This is a genomic window from Streptomyces sp. NPDC104202 (assembly GCF_055584185.1).
Genome location: NZ_JBVJMN010000013.1, coordinates 123,696 through 147,669 on the forward strand (window position 1 = coordinate 123,696; position 23,974 = coordinate 147,669).

14 protein-coding genes and 1 pseudogene are annotated in these 23,974 nt (G+C 75.9%); 11 read left to right on the forward strand and 4 right to left on the reverse strand.

The features are described from left to right. The first annotated feature begins 6 nt into the window (after positions 1–6). The 7 genes from ACZ60W_RS12120 to argF all read left to right on the forward strand — a co-directional run bounded on the left by ACZ60W_RS12120 (position 7) and on the right by argF (position 15,599). The gene (locus ACZ60W_RS12120; RefSeq protein ID WP_469755237.1) at positions 7–2,475 is read left to right on the forward strand and encodes a VWA domain-containing protein; all 2,469 of its coding nucleotides are present in this window, start codon (positions 7–9) and stop codon (positions 2,473–2,475) included. 21 nt (positions 2,476–2,496) lie between these two features. Continuing rightward, positions 2,497–6,210: a tubulin-like doman-containing protein gene (locus ACZ60W_RS12125; protein WP_469755238.1), complete on the forward strand. Its 3,714-nt coding sequence runs from the start codon at positions 2,497–2,499 to the stop codon at positions 6,208–6,210. After that, a complete protein-coding gene (locus ACZ60W_RS12130) occupies positions 6,207–8,810 on the forward strand; it encodes a hypothetical protein (RefSeq protein ID WP_469755239.1) in 2,604 nt (867 codons plus the stop codon). The genes ACZ60W_RS12125 and ACZ60W_RS12130 overlap by 4 nt, the downstream gene beginning before the upstream one ends. Then, positions 8,807–11,053: a hypothetical protein gene (locus ACZ60W_RS12135; RefSeq protein WP_469755240.1), complete on the forward strand. Its 2,247-nt coding sequence runs from the start codon at positions 8,807–8,809 to the stop codon at positions 11,051–11,053. Before ACZ60W_RS12130 ends, ACZ60W_RS12135 begins: the two co-directional genes overlap by 4 nt. Next, positions 11,050–13,182, forward strand: coding sequence for a hypothetical protein (locus ACZ60W_RS12140; RefSeq protein WP_469755241.1), 2,133 nt, complete (start codon positions 11,050–11,052; stop codon positions 13,180–13,182). Before ACZ60W_RS12135 ends, ACZ60W_RS12140 begins: the two co-directional genes overlap by 4 nt. Before the next feature lie 56 nt (positions 13,183–13,238). Next, on the forward strand, positions 13,239–14,471 hold the full coding sequence (locus tag ACZ60W_RS12145; protein ID WP_469755242.1) for an arginine deiminase: 1,233 nt from the start codon (positions 13,239–13,241) through the stop codon (positions 14,469–14,471). Positions 14,472–14,588: 117 nt separating this feature from the next. Further along, entirely contained in the window at positions 14,589–15,599 is a 1,011-nt protein-coding gene (gene argF / locus ACZ60W_RS12150) for an ornithine carbamoyltransferase (RefSeq protein ID WP_469755243.1), read from the forward strand. 109 nt (positions 15,600–15,708) lie between these two features. On the opposite strand, the gene ACZ60W_RS12155 is transcribed toward argF, so the two are convergent. After that, complete coding sequence (locus tag ACZ60W_RS12155) at positions 15,709–16,230, reverse strand: ATP-binding protein (protein ID WP_469755244.1); 522 nt, start codon at positions 16,228–16,230, stop codon at positions 15,709–15,711. Positions 16,231–16,489: 259 nt separating this feature from the next. Between ACZ60W_RS12155 and ACZ60W_RS12160 the strand changes: the two genes are divergently transcribed. The 3 genes from ACZ60W_RS12160 to ACZ60W_RS12170 all read left to right on the forward strand — a co-directional run bounded on the left by ACZ60W_RS12160 (position 16,490) and on the right by ACZ60W_RS12170 (position 20,200). Continuing rightward, a complete protein-coding gene (locus tag ACZ60W_RS12160; protein ID WP_469755245.1) occupies positions 16,490–17,317 on the forward strand; it encodes an enoyl-CoA hydratase family protein in 828 nt (275 codons plus the stop codon). A gap of 2 nt (positions 17,318–17,319) precedes the next feature. Beyond that, complete coding sequence (locus ACZ60W_RS12165) at positions 17,320–19,632, forward strand: bifunctional salicylyl-CoA 5-hydroxylase/oxidoreductase (RefSeq protein WP_469755246.1); 2,313 nt, start codon at positions 17,320–17,322, stop codon at positions 19,630–19,632. A gap of 76 nt (positions 19,633–19,708) precedes the next feature. Then, positions 19,709–20,200, forward strand: coding sequence for an anthrone oxygenase family protein (locus ACZ60W_RS12170; protein ID WP_469755247.1), 492 nt, complete (start codon positions 19,709–19,711; stop codon positions 20,198–20,200). Positions 20,201–20,259: 59 nt separating this feature from the next. On the opposite strand, the gene ACZ60W_RS12175 is transcribed toward ACZ60W_RS12170, so the two are convergent. The 3 genes from ACZ60W_RS12175 to ACZ60W_RS12185 all read right to left on the reverse strand — a co-directional run bounded on the left by ACZ60W_RS12175 (position 20,260) and on the right by ACZ60W_RS12185 (position 23,243). Further along, a complete protein-coding gene (locus ACZ60W_RS12175; protein ID WP_469755248.1) occupies positions 20,260–20,604 on the reverse strand; it encodes a hypothetical protein in 345 nt (114 codons plus the stop codon). Positions 20,605–20,720: 116 nt separating this feature from the next. Beyond that, the gene (locus ACZ60W_RS12180) at positions 20,721–21,530 is read right to left on the reverse strand and encodes a PaaX family transcriptional regulator (RefSeq protein ID WP_469755249.1); all 810 of its coding nucleotides are present in this window, start codon (positions 21,528–21,530) and stop codon (positions 20,721–20,723) included. Between the two features lie 90 nt (positions 21,531–21,620). Further along, the gene (locus ACZ60W_RS12185; protein ID WP_469755250.1) at positions 21,621–23,243 is read right to left on the reverse strand and encodes an AMP-binding protein; all 1,623 of its coding nucleotides are present in this window, start codon (positions 23,241–23,243) and stop codon (positions 21,621–21,623) included. Positions 23,244–23,381: 138 nt separating this feature from the next. On the opposite strand from ACZ60W_RS12185, the pseudogene ACZ60W_RS12190 reads away from it, so the two are divergent. Continuing rightward, positions 23,382–23,900 (forward strand): annotated as a pseudogene (locus ACZ60W_RS12190) (acyl-CoA dehydrogenase family protein); the annotation flags it as partial. Between the last annotated feature and the right edge of the window lie 74 nt (positions 23,901–23,974).

Below are 23,974 nucleotides of genomic sequence, written 5' to 3' on the forward strand. Positions count from 1 at the left end.
CAGAGAATGCAGTGGAACAACAGGGGGAGCGCCCTGCTCCTCGCCGGAGCGCTCCTCGCGCTCTCCGGCCCGTTCGCGACCGGCGCGGCGGGCGCCCCCGTGCTGCCGGGAGGCCCCGTGCTGCCGGGAGGCGCCGTGGCGGCGACGGCCGCGGATCCGGCCGACGGCCCCGACCCGATCGACTTCGCCGTGGTCGTCGACCAGTCGAAGAGCCTCGCGGACAAGGACCTGGCCCGGGAGACCGAAGCGGCGGCGCTGCTGAGCCAGGGCGAGATATCCGAGCGCTCCCGCGCCACCGTCATCGGCTTCGGCAGTTCCGAGAAAGCCGGCCAGTCGCCCGTACGGGAGGTCTGCCCCCTCCTCGTCGCCGACGCCGCGGGCCGGGAGGCGCTCAGCGAGTGCGTGCAGAAGCTGGGCCGCCGCGACGAGGCCCGGATGGGGCCGGGCACCGACTTCCCCGCGGCGATCCGCCAGGCCGTCACCCGTCTCACGGGGGCTGCCCCGGCCGGGGCGAAGGCACCGGCCGTCCCCAAGGTCGTCTTCCTGCTCACCGACGGCCGGCTCGACGTCGCCGACAGCCCCGAGTACGGCACCGACCGCGACAGCCGCCAGGCCAACGGCGAGCGTCGGCTCACCGAGGAGCTCGCCCGCGCGCGGGCCGCCGGCGTCCAGATCTGGCCGCTCGGCTTCGGCAGCGCCATCGACCGCTCCGCGCTCACCGCGATGGCCGGGGGCGGCTACCGCGGCGCCTGTTCCGACGTCCCCGGCTCCGCCCCGCGGATGCGGGTCGTCGGCACCTCCGCCGAGATCGACAAGGCGCTCCAGGAGACGTTCGCCGCCGCCCGCTGCGCCCGGATCGCCCACGGGACCGTCGGCAGGCCCCCCGCCGACCTGACCGTCACCATCCCGCCGATCGCCACCGACGGCTCCCTCACCATCTCCAAGCACGACCCGAAGGTGCGGGTGACCTACTTCGACCCGGCGGGCCGCGAGGTCCCCGCCCGCGGCGAGTTCGACGGTTCGGTCTTCGAGGTGAGCGGGCAGGACGGGCCGGTCGAGGCGCTGCGCGTGAAGAACCCGCTGCCCGGCCGCTGGCGGGTGCACATCGAGGCGCCGGAGGGCCACCGCGACCGCGAGGTCGCCGTCCGGGCCATCTGGCAGGGCCGCCTCCGCTCCGACGTCACCCTCGACCCGGCCTCGCCCCGCGCCGGCGAGGAGATCACCGTGCAGGCGCGGATGCAGACCCGCCGCGGGGTCGTCATCTCCGACCCGCGGCAGCTGGACGGGCTCGTCGTCACCGCCGAGATGAGCGGCGCGGGCTTCGCGCCCGTCACCCTCCGGCTCGCCGACGACGGCCGGGCGCCCGACCGCAAGGCCGGCGACGTCCGCTTCACCGGGCGGCTGACCGTGCCCGCGGGAGCCACCGGCGAGCTGAAGTTCGTGACCCGGATGGCGGCCCCCGGCATCACCTCCGACCTGCGCCCGCTGTACGCCCGGACCGCCGAGGGGCCGCGGACGGTGGTCGCCGGTCTCGCCGTCGACCGGGTCGCCGTGCACCCCGGGGGGACCGTCCGCGGCACCCTCGACGTCACCAACGAGGACTCCGCGCCGCACACCCTGCGGCTCGCCCTGAAGGACGTCACACCGGGCGCCGAACTCGCCCTCGCCCCGACGACCGTCACCGCCCCGCCGGGCAGGAGCACCCGGGTCGCCTTCACGGTCGCGGTCGGCGGCTCCACCCCGCTCGGCGAACTGGGCGGGCAGGTCACGGTCGTGGACACCGACGGCGACCTGGTCCTGGACTCCGACTACCTCGACGCCCGGGTGGTCGCCCCGCCCACGTGGTGGCAGCGCTGGTGGAAGGCGGTGGCCGGCGGCGCCGCCGTGCTGGTCCTCGCCGCGGCCTTCGCCGGCATCCGGCTCGCCGCCCGGCGCCGCCGCCGCGACCTCACCGGCGTCACCCTCGAACTGGGCCGCGACGGTCGGTCGCTGTACGCGCTGACCGTCCGGCGCGGCCAGAGCCCCGGCGGGGTCTTCGCCTTCACCGTCGACGAGCCGTACGGCGAGCCGGCCACGCTCCGCCGGATCCGCGGCGGCACCGCGGCCGCCTCGCACGTCCTGCGCCGCACCGGCGCCGGCGACCTGCTGTTCCGCCCCCGGGGCGGCCCGCAGGTCTCCGTCAGGACGGGCGAGCCGATCGCCCTGGGCGACCACGAACTCGTCGTGCGCGGCGGGCGTGCGGAGCCGGCCGCGACCCGTGAGTTCCCGTGGTCCCGCCGGACGCGTCCGCCCCGCGGGCCGGGCGGGGGACCGGGCACCGGCGGCGGCCGGCGGCGCGGCGGGGCCACGGGCGCGGGCGCCCGGAGCGGCGGCGCGGGAGCGGGCGCCGGACACGCCGGCCCGGGCTCCGGGTCCGGTCCCGGCTCCGGCTCCGGTGAGGCCGGGGGCCCCGGCGCGTACGACGACAACTTCTGAACGGGTCACCGAGGAGACGAGATGAAGATCTACCAGCCCATGCTCTTCGTGGGACTCGGCGGCACCGGCGGACGCATCGGCAGCGAACTCGAACGCGGCCTGCGCCGGGAGCTGTGCGGACCCGACGGCACCGACCTGGTCGACGGCGGCCGCCGGCTGCCCTTCCAGCTGCCCGACTGCCTCCAGTTCGTCTACGCCGACTTCAGCGAGGGCGAGCTGCTGAGCCAGCCGCAGTTCCGGGCGAAGGGTGCCGAGGGCGCCGCCTTCGCCCGCACCTCCCGCATGGTCCGCGACCTGCTCCCCACCGACTTCGACTCCTCGCCCGAGGTCACCCGCACCCTGCGGGTCTCGGTCCACGAGGAGACCCGGCTGTGGCTGCCGCCGCAGGCCCGCCAGCCGCGCGTGGCCCCGCTCAACAGCGGCGCCGGGCAGCTCCCGACGGTCGGCCGGGCCGCGTTCTTCGCGTCCGTGCGGTCGGGCCTCGAACCCGTCCTGCGCCAGCTCCGCGAAGCGATCGGCGCCATCGGACAGGCCGCCGGCGACCTCAAGCGCGTCGGCGGCGGCCGCATCCGGGGCTGCGACGTCTTCGTCGCCTTCTCCGTCGCCGGCGGCACCGGAGCCGGCATCTTCTACGACTTCATCCACCTCATCGGGCACGAGTTCCGCAACGCCAAGGTGCCCGGCGTGAAGATCTACCCGCTGGTCGTCATGCCCTCCGCCTTCCCGCCGGAGGCGGGCGGCGGACGCGAGGCCGAACTCAACGCCGCCCGCGCCCTCGTGGACCTGTCGCGGCTGGTCGACGACCAGAACGTGCCCGACGCCCTCGACACCGTCGGCGACGTCGAGGAGCACGGCCGGCTCAGCGTCACCTACCCGGGCGACGGGGTCGTCGCGCTCCGCCCCGCCACGATGCAGACCGCCTTCCTCTTCTCCAAGCCGGCCGTCATCGGCCCCGAGGACCTCCGCCGCTCCATCACCGCCATGGTGATGTCGCTGATCGGCACCGAACTCGGCGAGGACAACGGGGCGGTGACCCGCGCCGACGACGACTACCAGTCCTTCGCCGCCAGCTTCATCAACAAGAGCGTGGAGCGCGCGACGCCGGCCCGCACCGGCATCGGCTACCGCGGCATGTCCACCAGCCTCGCCGCCTCCCTCACCGTCCCCGTCGACGACCTCGCCGAGATCGTCGCCGCCCGGCTCCTCGCGCAGGCCGTCCGCGGCATGTCCGAGCGCGCCCGCCGGCCCGCCCGGGACGGACAGGAGCTCGTCCGCGACCTCTTCACCCGCTCCGGCGTCGGCCGGCTCTGGAGCCGCGAGGCGCCCGACGTCCCGCTGCCCGAACAACTCCCCCGGGGCAGCCGGGACATCACCCAGGAACTGCGCCAGCGCCTGCAGGACATGGAGGAGTCGCTGCACCGCCTCGACCTCCACCTCTCCCGCGAGATCCCGCGCCTCACCGAGGACTTCCGGCCCGGCGCCGGTGCCCGCGAACTCCTCGGCACCGTCGGCCCGTTCCAGCTGGAGGCCGTCCTCGCCGGCCTCCCTGGCCACCCCGACCGGGTCGCCAGGGAGGGCTTCATCGGCATGCTCGACAACCGGCGCAACGAACCCGAACGGCCCCCGCACGTCCAGACCTCGGCCCCCGCCATCCCCCGGATCAAGCGCGGCGTCGGCGGCGTCGTGCCCGCCCGCTGGACCGACCCCGACGTGCAGGAGGCGCTCGCCGCCCAGGAGGCCTGGTACCAATGGCGGGCCCGCGTCCTGTGGCACCGCGGCTGGCAGGCCGGGGAGGCCCAGTGGCGGCCGTCCCTCCACCGTGTCACCAACGAGGTCGCCGAGCTCGCCAAGGTGCTCCGCGCCCACGAGCAGGACGAGGGCAAGTCCTTCGCCGACCGCCGTCGCGAGCTCTACCGCGACGACCGGGCCGGCATCGCCTACCTGCTGCCCCCGCAGAACACCCTGCGCGCCTTCTACGACGACGTCGTCGACCGGCTCGCCCAGAGCGAGGGCCTCCCCGAGACCACCGACGCCGCCACCCTCCTCGACCGGCTCGTCGGGGCCGACGACTGGCGGCGCGCCCTCGACGCGGTCCGCCGCTCCTCGGGCGCCGCCGTCAAGGAGATCAAGCAGGTCGTCGAGCGGCGGGTCAAGCGCCTCTTCGGCGAGGCCAACGAGGACGTCTTCGCCCGCCCCCTGCTGCCCTCGATGGAGCTCCTGCTGCGTGCCGCCTCGGGCGACGAGAGCGCCGAGGCGAAGGTCGACCCGCGCTGGCTCGACCAGTTCCGCTCCCGGCTCGCCGGGCTGCTCCCGGTCGGCTTCGTCCCGGACGGCAGCGGCCCGATGAAGATCCTCATCGTGCACCCCGCCAGCGAGTCCGACGGGCGCGCGGCGGGCTTCCTCTCCCAGGAGCTCAACCTCCCCTCCCGGGTGTCGCCCGAGTGCCGTGCCGTGGACACCGACTCCATCACCGTCGTCCTCTTCCGCAGCGGCATGAACCTCACCGACATCTCCGAGGTCCGCGGCGTCCTCAGCCTCTGGTCCGAGGCCCGGGACTCCGGCGGCGAGGAGGACTTCCTGCACTGGCGCCAGCGGCTCGGCTACCAGGACGACTGGCTGGTCTCCACCGAGCAGGACCGCCAGCGCATCCTCCACCGGCTGCTCTGCACCCTGTGGAACGGCCACATCGCCACCGAGGGACCGGAGACCTCCCCGCACCTCGTCCGCATCCGGCTCCAGGAGGGCGAGTCCGCGACCATGTCGCTGCGCCTGGAGGGCTTCGACGGTTCGCTGTCCAGCTGGGCCGGGCTGCTCCGTGCGTACGAGCGCTGGGCGCTGCTCGACGAGGGCCAGATCATCGAGCAGTTCTGCGAGCGGCTCATGCGGGCCCTGCCCAAGGGCCTCGCGCACGTGCCGCAGCCCCCGTCGGCGCTCTTCACCCGCTTCGTCGAGGACATCGCCCCGCGCCAGCTCGTCCTGATCGACCGGCTCGCCGCCGAGTACGGCGAGGCGGACGGCGAGTGGCTCGCCCCGCTGCGCCACTTCTGGTCGGTCACCTACCCCGGCGCCCTCGACATGCGCTTCCCCAGCGCCTCCCGCGCGACCCGCTCCACCCTGCGCGCCCTCTACGAGCGCCACGCCCCGCGCCAGGCCCCCGGCCGGCCGGCCCGCCCGAGGCCCGAACCCCGCCCCCGCCGCGACGACGAGGAACGGTACGGAGAGGAGCGGTACGACGAGGAGCGGTACGGAGAGACGAACCGCAACGGCGGCGGCGAGGGCCGGTACGGCGACCGGGACCGCTCCGACGGCCGCCACGCGAGCCGCGGCCGCCGCGAGGACGGGGGCGGGTGGTACGACGACCCCGGGCCCCGGCCCGGCGCCGGCCGGCGGAACGGCGCCGGCCGGCAGAACGGCTACGACCACGACCCCCGTTCCGCGTACGGGACCAGGCGCCGCACCGACTCCGGAACGCGCCCGGCCGGCCGGTCGCTCTACGAGGACGACTGGGAGCGGGAGCCCGAACCGGACTTCGGGCCGGACGACGGGTACGACGCGGGACCGGACGGCCGGGAGGACGACGCCGGCCCGGACGACAGGTCCGGCGCGGCCCCCGACTGGGACCGGCCCTTCACCGACGGCACGGACGACGACTGCGACGACGACTGCGACGACGACTCCTTCGACGACTTCGGCGCGGCCCCGCGCCGCCGCGACCGGGCCGGTGAGGCCGAGTGAGCTCCCCGGTCCTCCCCGAACGGCCCCTGCCCGGCCACGCCGTCTGCCTCGACCTGCGGACGGCCGGTCCGGCCGGCCCCGGGGCGCACGACGGCGGCGCCGGGGCCGACGACGCCCTGCGCGCGGCCCTCGACGCCCCGCAGCCCGGCGGCGAGCGCCGCTTCCTCGTGGTCGACGAGGCCGACCGGCTCGTCGGTCACCAGCTGCTCTACGAGCGGCTGTCGTCCTACGGCCCCGCCCACATCGTCTGCCTCGCCGTCGGCGCGCGGGGCGAGCGGACCCTGCGCCGCTCCCTCACCCTGCGTCCGCCGGCCGCCGGGGTGCTGTGGGTCTTCGACGCGACGGAGGACGGCGTCCCCGGGGACGCCGTACTACGGCCGTTGGTGGACGTCCTGTCCACCCCCGAGGTCTTCGACGCGGTGCTCCGCGCACTCGGCGAGGTCGTGCACGGCGTCGCCGTGCCGGCCGTGCGCGTGCTGGAGCACGACCTGACCGACGAGGCGCGCGCCCGCGCCTGGCGCCAGGCGGTGGAGGGACTGGCCGGCCCGGACGTCCCCGCCGTCGGCGTCGTCGCCGACCAGGTGCCGGGGCCGCTCGCGCTGCTTCTCGACGACGGCGTGCCGCGCTCGCTCTCCGGCCACGCCTGGCTCCCCGCCCACGGCCGGGCGGGAGCGCGGCTGGCCGCCTGCGAGGAGGCCCTCGGCCTCGCCGTCGACGGCTACGAACGGGTGCGCGGGCCGGCCGGGCTCCTCACCCGGGCGGGAGCCTCCGCCGACCTGCCGGGGGACATCGAGCGGGTGGTGGAGGAGCTCGCCGGGTTCCGGGCCGCCGTCGCGGACGCGTTCGGCGCGGCGGGCGGCACCCGGCTGACCGCCGAGCACCGGGGCCTCCTGCGGGACCGGGGCGTCGAACTCCCCGAGATGCCGCGGGAGATCTCGCGGACCGGCATCGTCCCGGCGCTCCGCGACCACACCCACGACCTGATCGGCAAGGGGCTGCCGCTGCGCTCCGTCGCGGCCCGGCTCGCGGCGCTCTCCGCCCGTACGGCCCCGGTCGGCAGCGCCGCCCGGCTCGCCCGGCTCGACGCGATCTGCGGGCCCGAGCGCCTGCGCCGACTGGGCCGCCGGCACCCCTTCACGGCGGGCGGCGGTCGGCCGGCGGCCTTCGCCGTGACGGGTCTGGCGGCCCTGCTCGCCGGTGTCTGGCCGGTCCTCGGCTGGGTCCTGGGCCCCGCGGTCGGGGTCCTCGCCGCCGGCCTCGCCCATCTGATGCTGCGGCGCAGGCCCAACCGCTCGCCCGACGGCCGGATCGACGGCGGCGGTGCCACGGGCGCCGCGCCGCGCCTCCTCGGCGGCCTGCTCGGCGGTGCCGCCGGGGCGGTCGTCGGCGGGTTCCTGGACCCGCCGGTCTGGGCGTCGGCCGCCGCCCTCACGGTCGCCGTGGCCGCCGTGGTCCTCCTCGCGCTGCGCGACTGGAGCCGGGCGGTGGACGACTGGTGGGCCCGGGCGGACCCGGAGGAGGCCGGCCGGATCCTCGGGGACGTCCACGCCCTCGTCGTCACGACCGCCGTCCACGACTGGCTGTTCGCGGAGGTGCGCCACCACTGCTCGGCCGGCGCGGGCGCGGTCGCCCGGCTGCTGCGGGCCCTCGCGCGGACCGCCGACGCGCACGGACAGCCGTACGCGCCCGGGGAGGACGCCGGCACCCCGCGCACCGCGCCGCCGGCACCGGACCCCGCAGCGGCGTCGTGGAGCTGGGAGGACTGGGGGGACGGCGACGAGGACGACTCCTGGTCCGACCTCGACGCGGAACCCCCGGCCGCCCCGGCGGGGACCCGGCAGCCGCCCCGCCCGGACGCCGGGTCCGCGGACCCCTTCGCCGCCGCCGACCCGTTCGGTCCGGACGACCGGGCCGCTCCGTCCGGTCCGGGCGACGCCTTCGGACGGCCCGGCGGGCCGGGGGCCCCGCGGGGGTCCGGGCCGGCGCCCGGCTGGCTGGAGCGGCGGTACGGGGACGGGGGCCCCGCGCTCGTCGACACCCTCGTCGGCGACCTCGTCGCGGGCACCGTCCTGATCCTCGACGGCTGCTGGGCGGGGATCGAGCGCGACCCCGGCGCCGGCACCCCGGGCGTCCACGAGAGGCGGCTCGGGGACCTGCTCGCCGAGACCCGTCTGCGTCTGGAGCGCGACGTGGCCGCCTCGCCGCCGCCCGCGCAGGACGGGCTCCGGGACCGGGCGGCGCCGACCGGGCTCGCCGCCTTCACCGACCGTTCCGACCGGCCCGACGCCGCCCGTCTCACCGGCGTCGCCCCCGACGCGGTGGCCCGGCTGCTGCTGTCCGAGGACGAACCCGGCCGCACCGTCGCCCTCTGCGGCCCCGAACACCTGAGGCTGCTCTCCCACGACCCGCTCGCCGCCCGCCAGGTCCGCTTCGTGCCGGAGGCGATGCGGCGCGGCGCGGCGGGCGACGACGTCTGGCGCGGCACCGCGGAGGACGTGGTGTGGACCGGTGCGGGCCGGCACGCCGGCATCCTCCGCCTCGTACCGCTGCGCGCGGACGTCGTGAACACCGTCCGCGCCGAGGAGGCGGGAGAACCGTGACCGACCCGAACCAACCGAACCGACCGCACCACGGGGACGGGCCGGACCGCCCGGCCGACCCGTTCCCGCCGATCGACCCCGACCACCCCGACCACCTGAGCGAGCCGACCACGCCGACCCATCCGTACTACCAGGAGCTGGAGTTCCGCACCCCCGAGGAGGTTCCGGTCCGGTTCGAGGTCCGGTACGGCGAGGACCGCCGGCAGCCCGGCCGCCCCGGCGTGCTGGCGCGCCGCGCGACGCTCGGCGCCGGATGGGCGGTCCTCCAGTACCGGCTGACCGCGTCCGCGCAGGACGACCCCCGGGCCCACGGACTCCTCGAACGCGAGGTGGCCGCCGCCATCGCCGTCGAACGACGGTACGGGCAGCGGAAGTTCGGGGCCGTCTTCCCCCGGATCGTCGGTCACGACCTGACCGCCGCCGAGCCCTTCGTGCTCTACCGGCCGCCCACCGGCCGGCCACTGACGGAGTGGGCGGGCCGTCTCGGTGCCGAGGACCAGGAGAGGATCACCGGCCAACTCGCCATGGCGGGGCGGCTCCTGGCCGACCTCGACCTCGTGCACCGGGCCGTCTCGCCCGACACCGTCCGGTGGGACGGCTCCCGCGTGCGGCTGTGCGAGCCCTACGCCGCCCAGCGCGCGGGGGAGGACCGCGAACCCTTCGGCGCCGCCCCCTGGGCCTCGCCCGAGCAGCGCGCCGGACGCGGCGCCGCCGACCCCCGCGACGACCTGTGGTCCGTCGCCCAGGTCGCGTACTACCTGCTCTCCGGCCGCCCCGACCGCGGCGACGGCCCCCCGGCCGACCTCGCCGACTACCGTCGGCTCGCCGCCCTCGGACAGAGCGGCCTCTACTCCCCGCACGCCGCCGAACGGCCGCACGCCGCCGACCTCATGCGACTGCTCCACGTCCCCGACCCGCTCGCCACCGGTACCGGGGCGGCCGACCCGCTCGGGCGGTGGCGGGCCGAGTACGACCTCCAGGTCGCCCGCAAGCGCGCCCTGCTCGACGGTCCCGGCCCGGACGCGGCCGCGCCGCCCGGCGGCGACCGGGAGCCCGCCGCGGCACGTGCGCCACGCACCTCGTTCCTCGACCGCATCTTCGGCGGCGGACCGGACGCGGCCCGCCCCGGCCCCGTGCCGGAGCCGCCGCCCGGGGCGGCGCCCGTGCCGCCCCCGCGGGGCCGGATGTGCCCGCACTGCCTGCTGCCCGTCGCGTACGACGAACGGCTGCTCGTCACCATCGACGCCAAGGGCAACCGGATCCCGCTGGACCTCAGCGCCGAGCGCCGTCCCGGCCATGTCGCCGACGCGCTCCGCAAGGCGTACCACCTGTGTCCGCACACCGTCGACGGCGACGAGGAGCACGAACTCCCCGTGCCCTACCTCACCACCGGCGAGCCCCTCTCCGTCGCCCTCGTCGGCAGCTCCTCCGTCGGCAAGACCCACCTCCTCGCCGCCATGCTGGGCGAGGTCGAGCTGGGCGGCCTCGAACCGTACGGACTGAAGTGCCGGCCGCTCAACCCCGACGCGCACCGCACCTATCTGCGGGAACGGGTGCAGAGCCTCCAGCAGGGACGGCAGCTGGGCCGCACCGGGCAGCAGACCTTCGCCCGGTTCGCCGACGGCCTGCTCGTCTCGGCCGGCGGCGCCACCCCCCGGCCGGTCGTCTTCTTCGACCTCGCCGGGGAGGACCTCGCCCAGGACGGCGAGGTCGGCCGCTTCCTGATGGGCGTCGACGCCTTCGTCTTCGTCCTCGACCCGCTGCGCGCCCTGCGGCTGTCCTCCCTCGACCCGGTCCGCGAACAGAGCGGACTGCGCCGCCGCGACCTCGGCGACGAGGCGTTCACCACCGTCCTCAACCGCATCCCCCGGCAGCGCGGCGGCCTCGTCGCCGCACCCGCCGCGCTCGCGGTCAACAAGAGCGACCTGGTGCGCTTCGAACCGGCCGTCGACCGCTGGCTCGCCCGCTCCCTGCCCGGCCGCCACGACCCGGCGGCGCTGCGGGAGGAGAGCCGCGACGCGTACGCCTTCCTCGCCCACCACGCCAGCGCCGCCTGGCTCAAGCCGTTCGACGACTGCGCCGACTGCACCCTGCACTTCGTCGCCGCGACCGGCGGGCAGGCGCGCGGCGACCGCTTTCCGCACGGGGCCCGGCCGCGCCGCGTCCTCGCACCGCTGCTGTCACTCTTCGCCCTGTGCGGGCTGCTGCCCGGGGCGGGGCCCAGGGAGGGGATCGTCCGATGACACGGACGGAGAACGAGGCCGACCAGATCGTCTTCCGCTGGGACAGCGAGAACCTCTCCGGCAGCACCGGCTTCGGCCCGGTCGCCTGGTCCGGGCCGCGCGAGGAGGTCGACAGCCTCTTCCGGATCTCCGGCCCCGTCCTGCGGGCCACCGGGGACGAGACCCGGCCCGCCCTGATCCGGCTCCGGCGGAGCGCCGGCGTGATGCTGATCCGGCGCGCCCCCTTCACCGACGCGGCCGGCGGCACCTCCGTCGTCTGCCACGCCCTCGTCGGCTCGGCCGACCTCCTCACCCCCGCCACCTGTCTGGGCCTCCACGCTTGGGACTGGGAGGGTGCGGCCGCCGTCGACGCCGCCGGGGTCCGCGGCCGGCTGCGGCCGGTCCCCGAGGAGGCCCTGGGGGCGGCGGCCGTCGGCCGGGGTCTCGGCGGGCTCGAACGGCGCCTCCCCGACGTCGCCGGCGAACTCGTCGGCGTCGTCGCCGAGTTCCTCCGCCACCCCACCGAACGGTTCACCGTCCTCGACGAACGGGGCGACACCGCCTGCCCGGTGCTCTGGGGGCTGCACGGCATGTTCGGCGGCTCCACCAAGCGCCGGTGGACCTTCGCCACCCACGACACCGTCGAACTCGCCGAGCTCCGGTTCGTGTTCGTCGGCCGCTGGTCGGGCGCGGCGAGCCGCAACACCGAGCGCCGCCGCGTCGACCCCGGCGACCGGTACGGCGACCGGGCCGAGGCCGTCGCGACCGGCCTCGTCCACCACCATCTGCGGGCGGTCGCCGAGGGCCAGGAGTACGCCGTCGCCGGCACGCTCCACGCCGTCGCGTCCGCCCGCCGCGGGACCCTCCTCGACACCGCCGACCGCGCCCTCGACGTCCTCGACCGCCGGAGCGGCGACCCCGGCCCCCGGACGCCCCCGTCCGCCGCCGCCTCCCGCACCGCGCCCGCCCCGGACCCCACCCGCGACCACCGCCCGCCGCACCGCGACGACCCCGGACCGATGCCGCCCCGCGCGGAGAACCCGTACGTCCCGCCGTCCCCTCTCGTACGCGAGCGCGGCCGAGACGAGAATCCGCACGTCCCGCCGTCCCCTCCCGTACCCGACCGGGCCCCGGCGGCGCCCGACCGTCCGCCCACCCGTCCGGCGGACGGCCCACCGGCCGAGCCCGACCGCCCGCCGACGGAGCCCGACCGCTCGTCGGCGCCACCGGGCCGTTCTCCCGCGCCGTCCGGCCCGCCTCCGTCGCCCCCGGACCGGCCGAGCGCGCCCGTCGCCCCCGCGCCCGGCCCCCTCGCCCCGGCCCCGGCCGCCGCCCCAGCCCCCGCCGCCACGGCGCCGGTCCCCGGGCCCGCGCCCGGGGACGCGTGCCCCCGCCCCGGCCTGGCCGCCGTGCCGGCGGAGTGGACCGGCCCCCGGAAGGACCGGGGGAGGCCGTGGGCGCGGGCCATGGGCAAGGGGAAGGAGAGGGAGGCGGAGACGGGGCTCGTGCACAAGCTGCCGACGGCGCGGGGAGGGGAGGAGGCGCGGGAGCTGGTGGAGCGGGCCGGGAGCCGGGAGCTGCTCGACGTGCTGCCCCGCCCGCTGGAGCACCCCGTGCTGACCGCCCTGCTCCAGGAGATCGGCCGGCGGCTGCCGGCCTGGGAGTACCCGATGCGCCGCGAGCTGTGCGCCGTGGTGCTCGCCCGGGAGCTGTGGGCCGTGGCGCCGCCCGGCGCGGGGGCGCACGGCCGGGAGCCGTCGGAGGAGCAGCGCGCGGCGAACGCTGCCGAGCTGTACCGCTGGGCGGTCCGGCCGCTGCTCGGCGGCGGCGACGCCCGGCTCGGGGCGGTCGCCGCGCTGCTGTCGCGGCTGCGGACGAGCGCCGAGCCGTCGGCCCGCGAGGCGTTCTGGCTGATCGTCGAGGGAGACCGGCCGGGGCTGCCGGAGGCGGTGTGGCTGACGCTCCTGAAGGAGGCGTACGGCCTGCCCCGCACGCCTCCCCGGCCGGGGCCGCCGGTCTCGCCGGGCGCCGCGCCCGCGGACGACCAGGGCAGCGGGTACACCCGCCGCTTCCTCACCCGGGCCGCGCTGCTGCTCGGCGGTCTGGTGGTCGCGATCGTGCTGATCGGCGTGTGGGGGGCGCTGACATGACCCCGGCCCGGTCCGAAAGGCAGGCCCCGGCCGCCCGGCTCCGTCAGGATGGGCGCATGGGATTCCATGTCGACTCCGAGACCGGGCGGCTGCGCCGCGTCATCCTGCACCGGCCCGATCTGGAGCTGAAGCGACTCACCCCGTCCAACAAGGACGCGCTCCTCTTCGACGACGTGCTGTGGGTGCGGCGGGCCCGGCAGGAGCACGACGGGTTCGCCGACGTGCTGCGCGACCGGGGGGTCGCGGTGCACCTCTTCGGGGACCTGCTGCGCGAGACCCTGGAGGTTCCCGCGGCCCGGTCGATGGTCCTGGAGCGGGTCTTCGACGAGAAGGAGTACGGGCCGCTCGCCACCGACCACCTCCGCGCGGCGTTCGACTCGCTCGACGCCACGGCGCTGGGGGAGGTGCTGGTCGGCGGCATGACGAAGCGGGAGTTCCTGGCGGCGCACCGGGAGCCGACCTCGGTCCGCTTCCACGCCCTGGACCTGGACGACTTCCTCCTGGGCCCGCTGCCGAACCACCTCTTCACCCGGGACACCTCGGCCTGGATCTACGACGGGGTCTCGATCAACGCGATGCGGTGGCCGGCCCGGCAGCGCGAGACGGTGCACTTCGAGGCGATCTACCGCCACCACCCGCTCTTCACCGGTCCGGAGGCGGGCGCCTTCCACCACTGGTCGGAGGGGCAGGCGGACTACCCGTCGACGATCGAGGGCGGGGACGTCCTCGTCATCGGCAACGGCGCCGTCCTGATCGGCATGAGCGAGCGCACCACGCCGCAGGCGGTGGAGATGCTGGCCCGGGGGCTGTTCGCGGCGGGTTCGGCGCGGACGATCGTGGCCCTGGACATGCCGAAGCGGCGGGCGTTCATGCATCTGGACACGGTCGTCACGCAGGTCGACCAGGACACCTTCACCCAGTACGCGGGGCTCGGCATGCTCCGCTCGTACACGATCGAGCCGGGCGACGCCGGGCAGCCCCTGCGGGTGACGGACCATCCGCCGGAGCGGATGCACGCCGCCATCGCGGCGGCGCTGGGGCTCGCGGAGATCCGGGTCCTCACGGCGACCCAGGACGTGCACGCGGCCGAGCGCGAGCAGTGGGACGACGGGTGCAACGTGCTGGCGGTGGAGCCGGGCGTGGTCGTCGCGTACGAGCGGAACGTCACGACCAACACGCACCTGCGCAAGCAGGGCATCGAGGTGATCGAGATTCCGGGGAGCGAGCTCGGCCGGGGGAGGGGCGGTCCGCGCTGCATGAGCTGTCCGGTGGAGCGGGACGCGGTCTGAGCACGGAGGGGCAAGGGGGGGCTGTATATAAATGTTAACCCTCGTATAGACTTCCAGGGTCCCCGGCCGCCGTCCCCGGCTGCCGTCCCCTCGACCCGTACCCCAGGAGCGCGACCCATGGCCACTGACCTCATCGGCCGCCACTTCCTCAAGGAGCTGGACTTCTCCGCCGAGGAGTTCCGCGCCCTGGTCATGCTCTCCGCCGAGCTGAAGGCCGCCAAGAAGGCGGGGACCGAGGTCCAGCGGCTGCGCGGCCGGAACATCGCCCTGATCTTCGAGAAGACCTCGACACGCACCCGCTGCGCCTTCGAGGTCGCCGCGGCCGACCAGGGCGCGTCCACCACCTACCTGGACCCCTCCGGCTCCCAGATCGGCCACAAGGAGTCCGTCAAGGACACCGCCCGGGTCCTCGGCCGGATGTTCGACGGGATCGAGTACCGGGGCGACAGCCAGGCCGCGGTCGAGGAGCTCGCCGCCCACGCCGGTGTCCCCGTCTTCAACGGGCTCACCGACGACTGGCACCCCACCCAGATGCTCGCCGACGTGCTCACCATGACCGAGCACACCGACAAGCCGCTCGACGGGGTCGCCTTCGCCTACCTCGGCGACGCCCGCTTCAACATGGGCAACTCCTACCTGATCACCGGCGCCCTGCTCGGCATGGACGTCCGGATCGTCGCCCCGAAGTCGTACTGGCCCGCCGAGGCCGTCGTCGCCGCCGCGCGCGAGCTCGCCGGGGCCGGCGGCGCCACGATCACCCTCACCGAGGACGTGGCCGAGGGCGTCCGGGGCGCCGACTTCGTCGCCACCGACGTCTGGGTCTCCATGGGCGAGCCCAAGGAGGTCTGGGACGAGCGGATCGCCGCCCTGTCCCCGTACGCCGTGACCATGGACGTGCTGCGCGCCACCGGCAACCCCGCCGTCAAGTTCCTGCACTGCCTGCCGGCCTTCCACGACCTGGGCACCGCCGTCGCCAAGGACATCCACGCCCGGCACGGCCTGACCGAGCTGGAGGTCTCCGACGAGGTCTTCGAGTCGGCGCACTCCGTCGTCTTCGACGAGGCCGAGAACCGGATGCACACCATCAAGGCCGTCCTCGTCGCCACGATGGCGGGCGCGGGCGCGTAGGGCCCGCCCTTCGTACCGGCCCGGGATCGAGGGGTGGCCTGCCGGACGTTCCCGGCGCGCCGCCCCCGTCGTGCGTCAGGTCTCCCGGCGCGCCGCCCTCCGTCTCGCGTCAGCTCTCCCGGCGCGGGGCCGGTATCGACGGGAGGGTGAACCACACGGCCTTGCCGTGCTCGGTGGGCCGGTGTCCGCAGTCGCTGCTGAGGGCGCGGATCAGCAGGAGGCCGCGGCCGTGCTCCTGCCAGGGGTCGACCCCGGTCTCCGGGTCGGGGCAGACGAGCCGGCCGGGCGGGGCGGGCTCGGAGTCGTGGACCTCGACCTGGCAGCCGCCGGGCCCCGCGAGCAGCTCCACGACCAGCTCGATGGGCCCGAGGCCTGCCGTGTGCTCGACGGCGTTGGCGACCAGTTCGGCGGTGAGCAGCTCGGCCGTGTCGCGGTCCGGGCGGCCGGGGGTGCCGGGGCCGAGGTCGTGGAGCGCCGTGCGGATCAGGGCGCGGGCGAGCGGGACGGCCGCGGTCGTGTGCGGCAGCAGGACGCGCCAGGTGGTGGGGGCGGATCCGGGCGCACCGGTCCCGGTGCCGGGGCGGCGGGCGTCTGCGGGTGCCGGATCGGCGGGGCCGGTGGGGTCGGGCATGGGGGGCGGGCTCCCTTCGCCGGGTGGGCGGATGTGGGGCTGGGGCAGGAGGTGCGGATCGCCAGGAAACGTCCTGGTACGAAACGTTAGAACGCGGGAGATCCCGTTCCCAGGGCACCCCTCCCTCGCTTCCGGGGACTTCCGTCACCAGGGTTCAGGGACCTTGTCGGGGCCGGGCTCCCGCTTCCTCTATCGCGTACTCGTGACGACAGTCACAGTATGGTGATACCCTCCGAACGGAGGAAGGAGGCCGTTCCGGATGAGCCCCTTTACCGGCTCCGCGACCCGCACCCCCCGCTGGCGGCACCTGCGCCTGGAGATCGACCGGGGCGTCGCGACCGTCACCCTCGCCCGACCCGAGAAGCTCAACGCCCTCACCTTCGGCGCCTACGCCGACCTGCGCGACCTGCTCGCCGAACTCTCCCGGGAGCGGACCGTCCGCGCCCTCGTCCTCGGCGGCGAGGGCCGGGGCTTCTGCTCGGGCGGCGACGTGGACGAGATCATCGGCGCCACCCTCGCCCTCGACACCGCGGCCCTCCTCGACTTCAACCGCATGACCGGCCAGGTCGTCCGCGCCCTGCGCGAGTGCCCGTTCCCCGTCGTCGCCGCCCTGCACGGCGTCGCGGCCGGGGCCGGAGCCGTCCTCGCCCTCGCCGCCGACTTCCGTGTCGCCGACCCCACCACCCGCTTCTCCTTCCTCTTCACCCGGGTGGGCCTCTCCGGCGGCGACATGGGCGCCGCCTACCTGCTGCCCCGGGTCGTCGGCCTCGGCCACGCCACCCGGATCCTCATGCTCGGCGAAGCCGTCCACGCCGCCGAGGCCGAGCGCATCGGCCTGCTCGGCGAACTCACCGAGGAGGGCGCCGCCGACGACCGCGCCGCCGACCTCGCCCGCCGCCTCGCCGACGGACCCGCCCTCGCCCTCGCCCAGACGAAGGCCCTGCTCACCGCCGAACTCGACATGCCGCTCGCCGCCTCCGTCGAACTCGACGCGGCCACCCAGGCGCTCCTCATGCACGGAGAGGACTACGCCGAGTTCCACGCCGCCTTCACCGCGAAACGCCCCCCGAAGTGGCAGGGCCGCTAGCCATGGCGCGCCCACCGGCCACCGGCCCGACCGCCCCCCGCGTCGCCGTCGTCGGGGGCGGCCCCGGCGGGCTGTACGCCGCCGCGCTGCTCAAGCGGCTCGACCCCCGGCGGGAGGTCACCGTCTGGGAGCGGAACGCACCCTCCGACACCTTCGGCTTCGGAGTCGTCCTCTCCGACGAGACCCTCGGCGGCATCCGCGACGCCGACCCCGTCGTGTACGAGGCGCTCCGCCGCGAACTGGTCCGCTGGGACGACATCGACGTCGTCCACCGGGGCCACCGCACCACCTCCACCGGCCACGGCTTCGCCGCCCTCGGCCGCAGCCGGCTCCTGGAACTCCTGCACGCCCGCTGCGCCGAACTCGGCGTACGGCTCCGCTTCCGCGCCGAGGCGCCGCCCGCCGACGCCCTCGCCGCCCGCCACGACCTGGTCATCGCCGCCGACGGCGTCCACAGCCGCACCCGCGAGGCCCACGCCGCCCACTTCCGGCCCCGCGTCACCCCCCACCGCTGCCGCTACATCTGGCTCGCCGCCGACTTCCCCTTCGACGCCTTCCGCTTCGAGATCGCCGAGACCGAGCACGGCGTGATGCAGCTCCACGCCTACCCCTACGCCCGCCGGGAAGCCGCCGGCCGGGACCACCCCGACGGCAGCTCCACCGTCATCGTCGAGATGCGCGAGGAGGTCTGGCGCGCCGCGGGCTTCGACGAACTCGACGAGGCCGAGTCCACCGCCCGCTGCGCCAAGATCTTCGCCGAGGCGCTCGGCGGCCGGGAACTGCGCTCCCACCGCTCCGCCTGGACGGCCTTCCGCACCGTCGTCACCGCACGCTGGTCGTACGGCAACACCGTCCTCATCGGCGACGCCGCCCACACCGCCCACTTCTCGATCGGCTCCGGCACCAAACTGGCCGTCGAGGACGCCCTCGCCCTCGCCGGCCGGCTCACCGCGCACCCCACCCTGCCCGAAGCCCTCGCCGCCTACGAGGCCGAGCGCAGGCCCGTCGTGGAATCCACCCAGCGCGCCGCCGCCGCCAGCCTCCGCTGGTTCGAGGAGCTCGCCGACCACGTCGACCGGCCGCCCCGCCGCTTCGCCTTCGACCTGCTCACCCGCAGCCGCCGCGTCACCCACGCCAACCTGCGGCTGCGCGACCCCGCCTTCACCGACACGGTCGAACGGGACTTCGGCTGCCCGCCCGGCACCCCGCCCATGTTCACCCCGCTCCGGCTGCGCGGACTCACCCTGCGCAACCGCGTCGTCGTCTCGCCCATGGACCTGTACGTCGCCGAGGACGGCGTCCCCGGCGACTTCCACCTCGTCCACCTGGGTGCCAGGGCCCTCGGCGGCGCCGGACTCGTCATGACCGAGATGGTCTGCGTCAGCCCCCGGGGCCGCATCACCCCGGGATGCTCCGGGCTCTGGAACGACGAGCAGGCCCGCGCCTGGGGCCGGATCACCGCCTTCGTCCACGCCCAGGCGCCCGGCACGGCGCTCGGCGTGCAGCTCGGCCACTCCGGCCGCAAGGGCTCCACCCGCCGCATGTGGGAGGGGATCGACCAGCCTCTGCCCGACGGCAACTGGCCGCTCGTCGCCGCCTCCCCCCTCCCGTACCGCCCCGGCGTCAACCAGACGCCCCGCGCCCTGGACCGCGCCGGACTCACCGCCGTGCGCGAGGAGTTCACCGCCGCCGCCCGCCGCGCCGCCCGCTGCGACTTCGACCTCCTCGAACTCCACTGCGCCCACGGCTACCTGCTCTCCGGCTTCCTCTCCCCGCTCACCAACCACCGCACCGACGGCTACGGCGGCTCCCCCGAGGCGAGGCTCCGCTTCCCGCTCGAAGTCTTCGACGCGGTCCGGGAGGCATGGCCCGACGACCGGCCGATGACCGTCCGCATCTCGGCCACCGACTGGGCCGAGGGCGGCAACACCGCCGAGGACGCCGTCACCATCGCCCGCGCCTTCGCAGACCACGGCGCCGACGCCGTCGACGTCTCCACCGGCCAGGTCGTCCCCGACGAGACACCGGCCTACGGCCGCTCCTACCAGACCCCCTACGCCGACCGCATCCGCGCCGCCGTCGGCGTCCCCGTCGTCGCCGTCGGCGCGATCTCCTCCTGGGACGACGTCAACTCCCTCCTGCTCGCCGGCCGCGCCGACCTCTGCGCCCTCGCCCGCCCCCACCTCTACGACCCGCACTGGACCCTCCACGCCGCCGCCGAGCAGGGTTACGAGGGCCCGGCCGCCCCCTGGCCCGCGCCCTACCGCGCCGGCAGCCGCAGGCCCCCGACGGGCCGCAAGGACCCCGCCGGCTGACCGCCCTGGACGCCCGCGTATGCGGGTGCGACGCCGGAGCATGGGCTCCGCCGCCCCCGCGTCCTTGAATGGGGACATGACACAGAACACGGGAGAGAAGGGCGCCGGGGCGGTCCTCGGCGCGGCGACGGCGGCCACCGGCATCCTGGCGGGGGTGTGGTTCGCCTACGTCTGCTCGGTGATGCCGGCCCTGGCCAGGAGCGACGACCGCGTCTACGTCGAGGTGATGCGGAACGTCAACGACGTCATCCAGAACCCGCTCTTCTTCGCCCCGTTCCTCGGGGCACCGCTCCTGGCCGCCGTCGCCGCCTGGCAGCACCGCGCCGGCCGCGCGCGGACCTGGACCCTCGCCGCCCTCGTCCTCGCCGTGGCGGTCTTCCTGGTCACCGCCGCCGTGAGCGTCCCCCTCAACGACGCCCTCGCCGCCGCCCACGACCCCACCGCGGCCCGCGCCGCCTTCGAAGGGCCCTGGGTCGCCTGGAACGCGGTCCGCGCCGTCCTCACCACCGCCGGCCTCCTCTGCCTGCTCCGGGCCGGAGCGGTACGCCGCGGGAGCGGCACCCCCTAGGGGGTGCCGTCGAAATCCCCTCGTTGCCCGCGGGGCAGAGGGGATTTTGACGACAGGCCCTAGACCCGCACGCGGGCCGCGCGGGGCAGGCGTCCCTCGTACGCGCAGGAGGCCACCGCGCCGAAGCCGGCACCCCAGAGGGCCTCCAGGATGTCCGCCATCGTGGCGATCACGTCGTCCTCCGAGGCCCCGGGCCGCGAGGTGCAGGCGAGCACTGTGGACCACGGGAGGGCGCCGGCGGCGTCCTCCTCGTCGTCGTGCACGGAGCGGACGGAGAGCGCCGCGAAGCAGACCGCGTCCGCACCGGTCCGCACGCCTCCCGGAATCCCGGAGAGGGTGCTCAGCAGCCGCGACGACGATCCCGTGGTGACGTAGACGTTGCAGCAGAGATCCATCGCTTCCACTCCTCCTCGGGCACCACGGGGAACACCTGAAGAACGCGTCAACCCAACCGCCGCACATATGACTTTGGCAAGGGTGCTGCCGAGAAGGGTCCCGAATCCGTCAGGTAGGGCCGGCGTCAGACCCCGGCGACGTACCGGGCGCCCCGGTCGCGCAGCAGCTCGTGGAGCGCGGCGAAGACCTCGGCCGAGCGCCGGCCCGGCCAGTCGTCGGGGAGGAGCTCCGCCGGCAGCACCGGGTCGGCGTAGGGCAGCCGCCGCCAGGAGTCGAGGGCGAGCAGGTAGGCCCGGTAGGCGTCCTCGGCGCCGCCGGGGGCGGTCCGCCAGGCCCGCAGCACCGGTTCGTGGACCGCCAGGAACTCCTCGTGCAGACGGGCGATGGACGGCAGGTCCCACCAGCGGGCCACCGCCTCGGCCGTCGCCGCGTAACCGAGGTGGTCGCCCCGGAAGAGGTCCACGTAGGGGGAGAGACCCAGCCGTTCCAAAGTGTTGCGGGTCTCCTCGTACAGCCGCGCGGGCGCGATCCAGACCCCGGGGGCGGCCGTCCCGAAGCCCAGCCGGGCCAGCCGGGAGCGCAGCAGGTGCCGCTTGTGGCGCTCGGCCTCGGGCACCGAGAAGACGGCGAGGACCCAGCCCTCGGAGAGCTTGGGCTCGCTGCGGGCGTAGATCCGGCGGTCGCCGTCGTCCAGGAGCCGCCGGGCGTCCTCGGACAGGGCGTACCCGGCCGCCCCGTCGGCCGTCCTGGCCGGCAGCAGCAGCCCGCGCCGCTTCAGCCGCGACACCGACGAGCGCACCGAGGGCGCGTCCACGCCGACGGCCGCCAGCAGCCGGATGACCCCGGCCACCGGCATCGGCGCCCCGTCGGGCGCCCGTCCGTACGCGCCGTAGAGGGAGACGATCAGGGAACGGGGGGTGTGCTGCTCGGCCACGCGATCACTCTAGGCGGTGCCTCGCCGGTCATGCCGGGCTCGCGGTGCCTGGCACCGTGCCTCGCCGGTCATGCCGGGCCCGTCGTGGGGTCATGCCAGGTCGCGGAGGCGGAAGCGCTGGAGCTTGCCGGTGGCGGTGCGGGGCAGCGCGTCGAGGAAGACGACCTCCCGGGGGGATTTGTACGGGGCGAGGCGGGCGCGGACGAAGGCCCGCAGCGCGGCGGCGGTGCTCGCGTCGCGCGGCACCCCGTCCCGTACGACCGTGTAGGCCACGACGACCTGGCCGCGCAGGTCGTCGGGACGGCCCACCACCGCCGTCTCGACCACGTCCGGGTGGTCGAGGAGCACCTCCTCGACCTGGGGCCCGGCGATGTTGTACCCGGCCGAGATGATCATGTCGTCGGCCCGCGAGACGTAGCGGAAGTAGCCGTCGGGTTCGCGGACGTAGGTGTCGCCCGTGACGTTCCAGCCGTTCCGTACGTACTCCGACTGGCGTGGGTCGGCCAGGTAGCGGCAGCCCACCGGGCCGCGGACGGCGAGCAGCCCCTCGGTGCCGTCGGGGACCCCCTGCCCGTCCCGGTCGACGACCCTGGCCTGCCAGCCGGGCACCGGGCGGCCGGTGGTGCCGGGACGGATGTCGCCGTCGGCGGCGGCGATGAAGATGTGCAGCAGTTCGGTGGCGCCGATGCCGTTGATCAGGCGCAGCCCGGTGCGCCCGTACCAGGCCCGCCAGGTGGCCTCCGGCAGGTTCTCGCCGGCGGAGACGCAGCGGCGCAGCGAACCGACGTCGTGGGCGCCGTCGCCGGCCAGCTCGTCGAGCATGACGCGGTAGGCCGTGGGGGCGGTGAAGAGCACGGTGGCGCGATGACGTTCGATCGCCGCGAGCAGCTGCTTGGGTCCGGCCTGGGAGAGCAGGACCGCGCTCGCCCCGGCCCGCAGCGGGAAGACGACGAGGCCGCCGAGGCCGAAGGTGAAGGCGAGCGGCGGCGAGCCGGCGAAGACGTCGTCGGGACGGGGGCGGAGCACCTGGGCGGAGAAGGTGTCGGCGACGGCGAGGACGTCCCGGTGGAAGTGGACGCAGCCTTTGGGGCGCCCGGTGGTGCCGGAGGTGAAGGCGATCAGGGCCACGTCGTCGGCGGCCGTGGCGACCGCCTCGTAGGGGGCGGTGTGGCGGGCGGCGAGGGCCAGCAGGTCGTCGGGTTCCGTTCCGCCGAACGGGGTGACGCGCAGCCCCGGTATGCGGGCCTGGAGGAGCTGGTCGAGGGAGTCGGCGTCGCAGAGCGCGTGGGTGCAGCGGGCCGCCTCCGCCATGACGGCCAGCTCGGGAGCGCGCTGCTGGGCCAGGACGGTGACGGCGACGCCGCCCGCCTTCATCACGGCGAGCCAGCAGGCGGCCAGCCAGGGGGTGGTGGGGCCGCGCAGGAGGACCCGGTTGCCGGGGGAGACCCGCAGGTCGGAGGTGAGGACGTGGGCGATGCGGTCGACCCGGTCCTTGAGCTCCCCGTAGCTCCAGACCGTGCCGTCCCCGTCGTGGAAGGCCGGCCTGTCCGCGCCCAGGCGCTCCGTGGTGCGGTCGAGGAGCTCGGCCCCGCAGTTGAGCCGGTCGGGGTAGGAGAGCTCCGGCAGGTCGAAGAGGAGACGCGGCCACCGCTCCGGCGGCGGGAGCCCGTCGCGGGCGAAGGTGTCGAGGTGGGCCGAGGGTGTCAGCTCCATGAGTCCGTCCCCCTGTCGTGGTGGGGTCGCGCGACGCCCCACGAGCGTATCGTGTTGGTGACGACAGTCAACGGTTCGCGACAAGGGCGCCGGTCGGCGCTGGGACGAAGGCGCCCGCAGGCGTCAGAGAGGGCCCACATGCCCGCATTCTCGCTCGATCCGGAACAGATCACCTGGTGTGCGGAGCTCCGCACCCTCGCCGCCGAACGCCTGACCCCCCTCGCGGAGAAGGGCGAGCCGGGCCGCGTCAACCGCCCCCTCGTCGCCGCCCTGGGCGAGCTCGGCCTCCTCGCCCGCCTCTTCGACGCGGGCGCCCTCGACCTCTGCCTGCTGCGCGAGTCCCTCGCCCGCACCTGCACCGAGGCCGAGACCGCCCTGGCCCTCCAGGGCCTCGGCGGCCACCCGGTCGCCGCCTTCGGCAGCCCCGCCCAGCGCGCCCGCTGGCTCCCCGAGGTCACCGCCGGACGGGCCGTCGCCGCCTTCGCCCTCTCCGAGCCCGGCGCCGGCTCCGACGCCGCCGCCCTCGCCCTCGACGCCGTCCCCGACGGACACGGCGGCTGGCGCCTCCACGGCGAGAAACGGTGGATCTCCAACGCCCCGGAGGCCGACTTCGCCACCGTCTTCGCCCGCACCACCCCCGGGGGGGGGGGGGGGGGGGGGGGGGGGGGGGCAGGTCCCCCCCCCCCCCCCCCCCCGCGTGCTAGCAGTTGTGGGAGCGGAGGAGGGGAAAA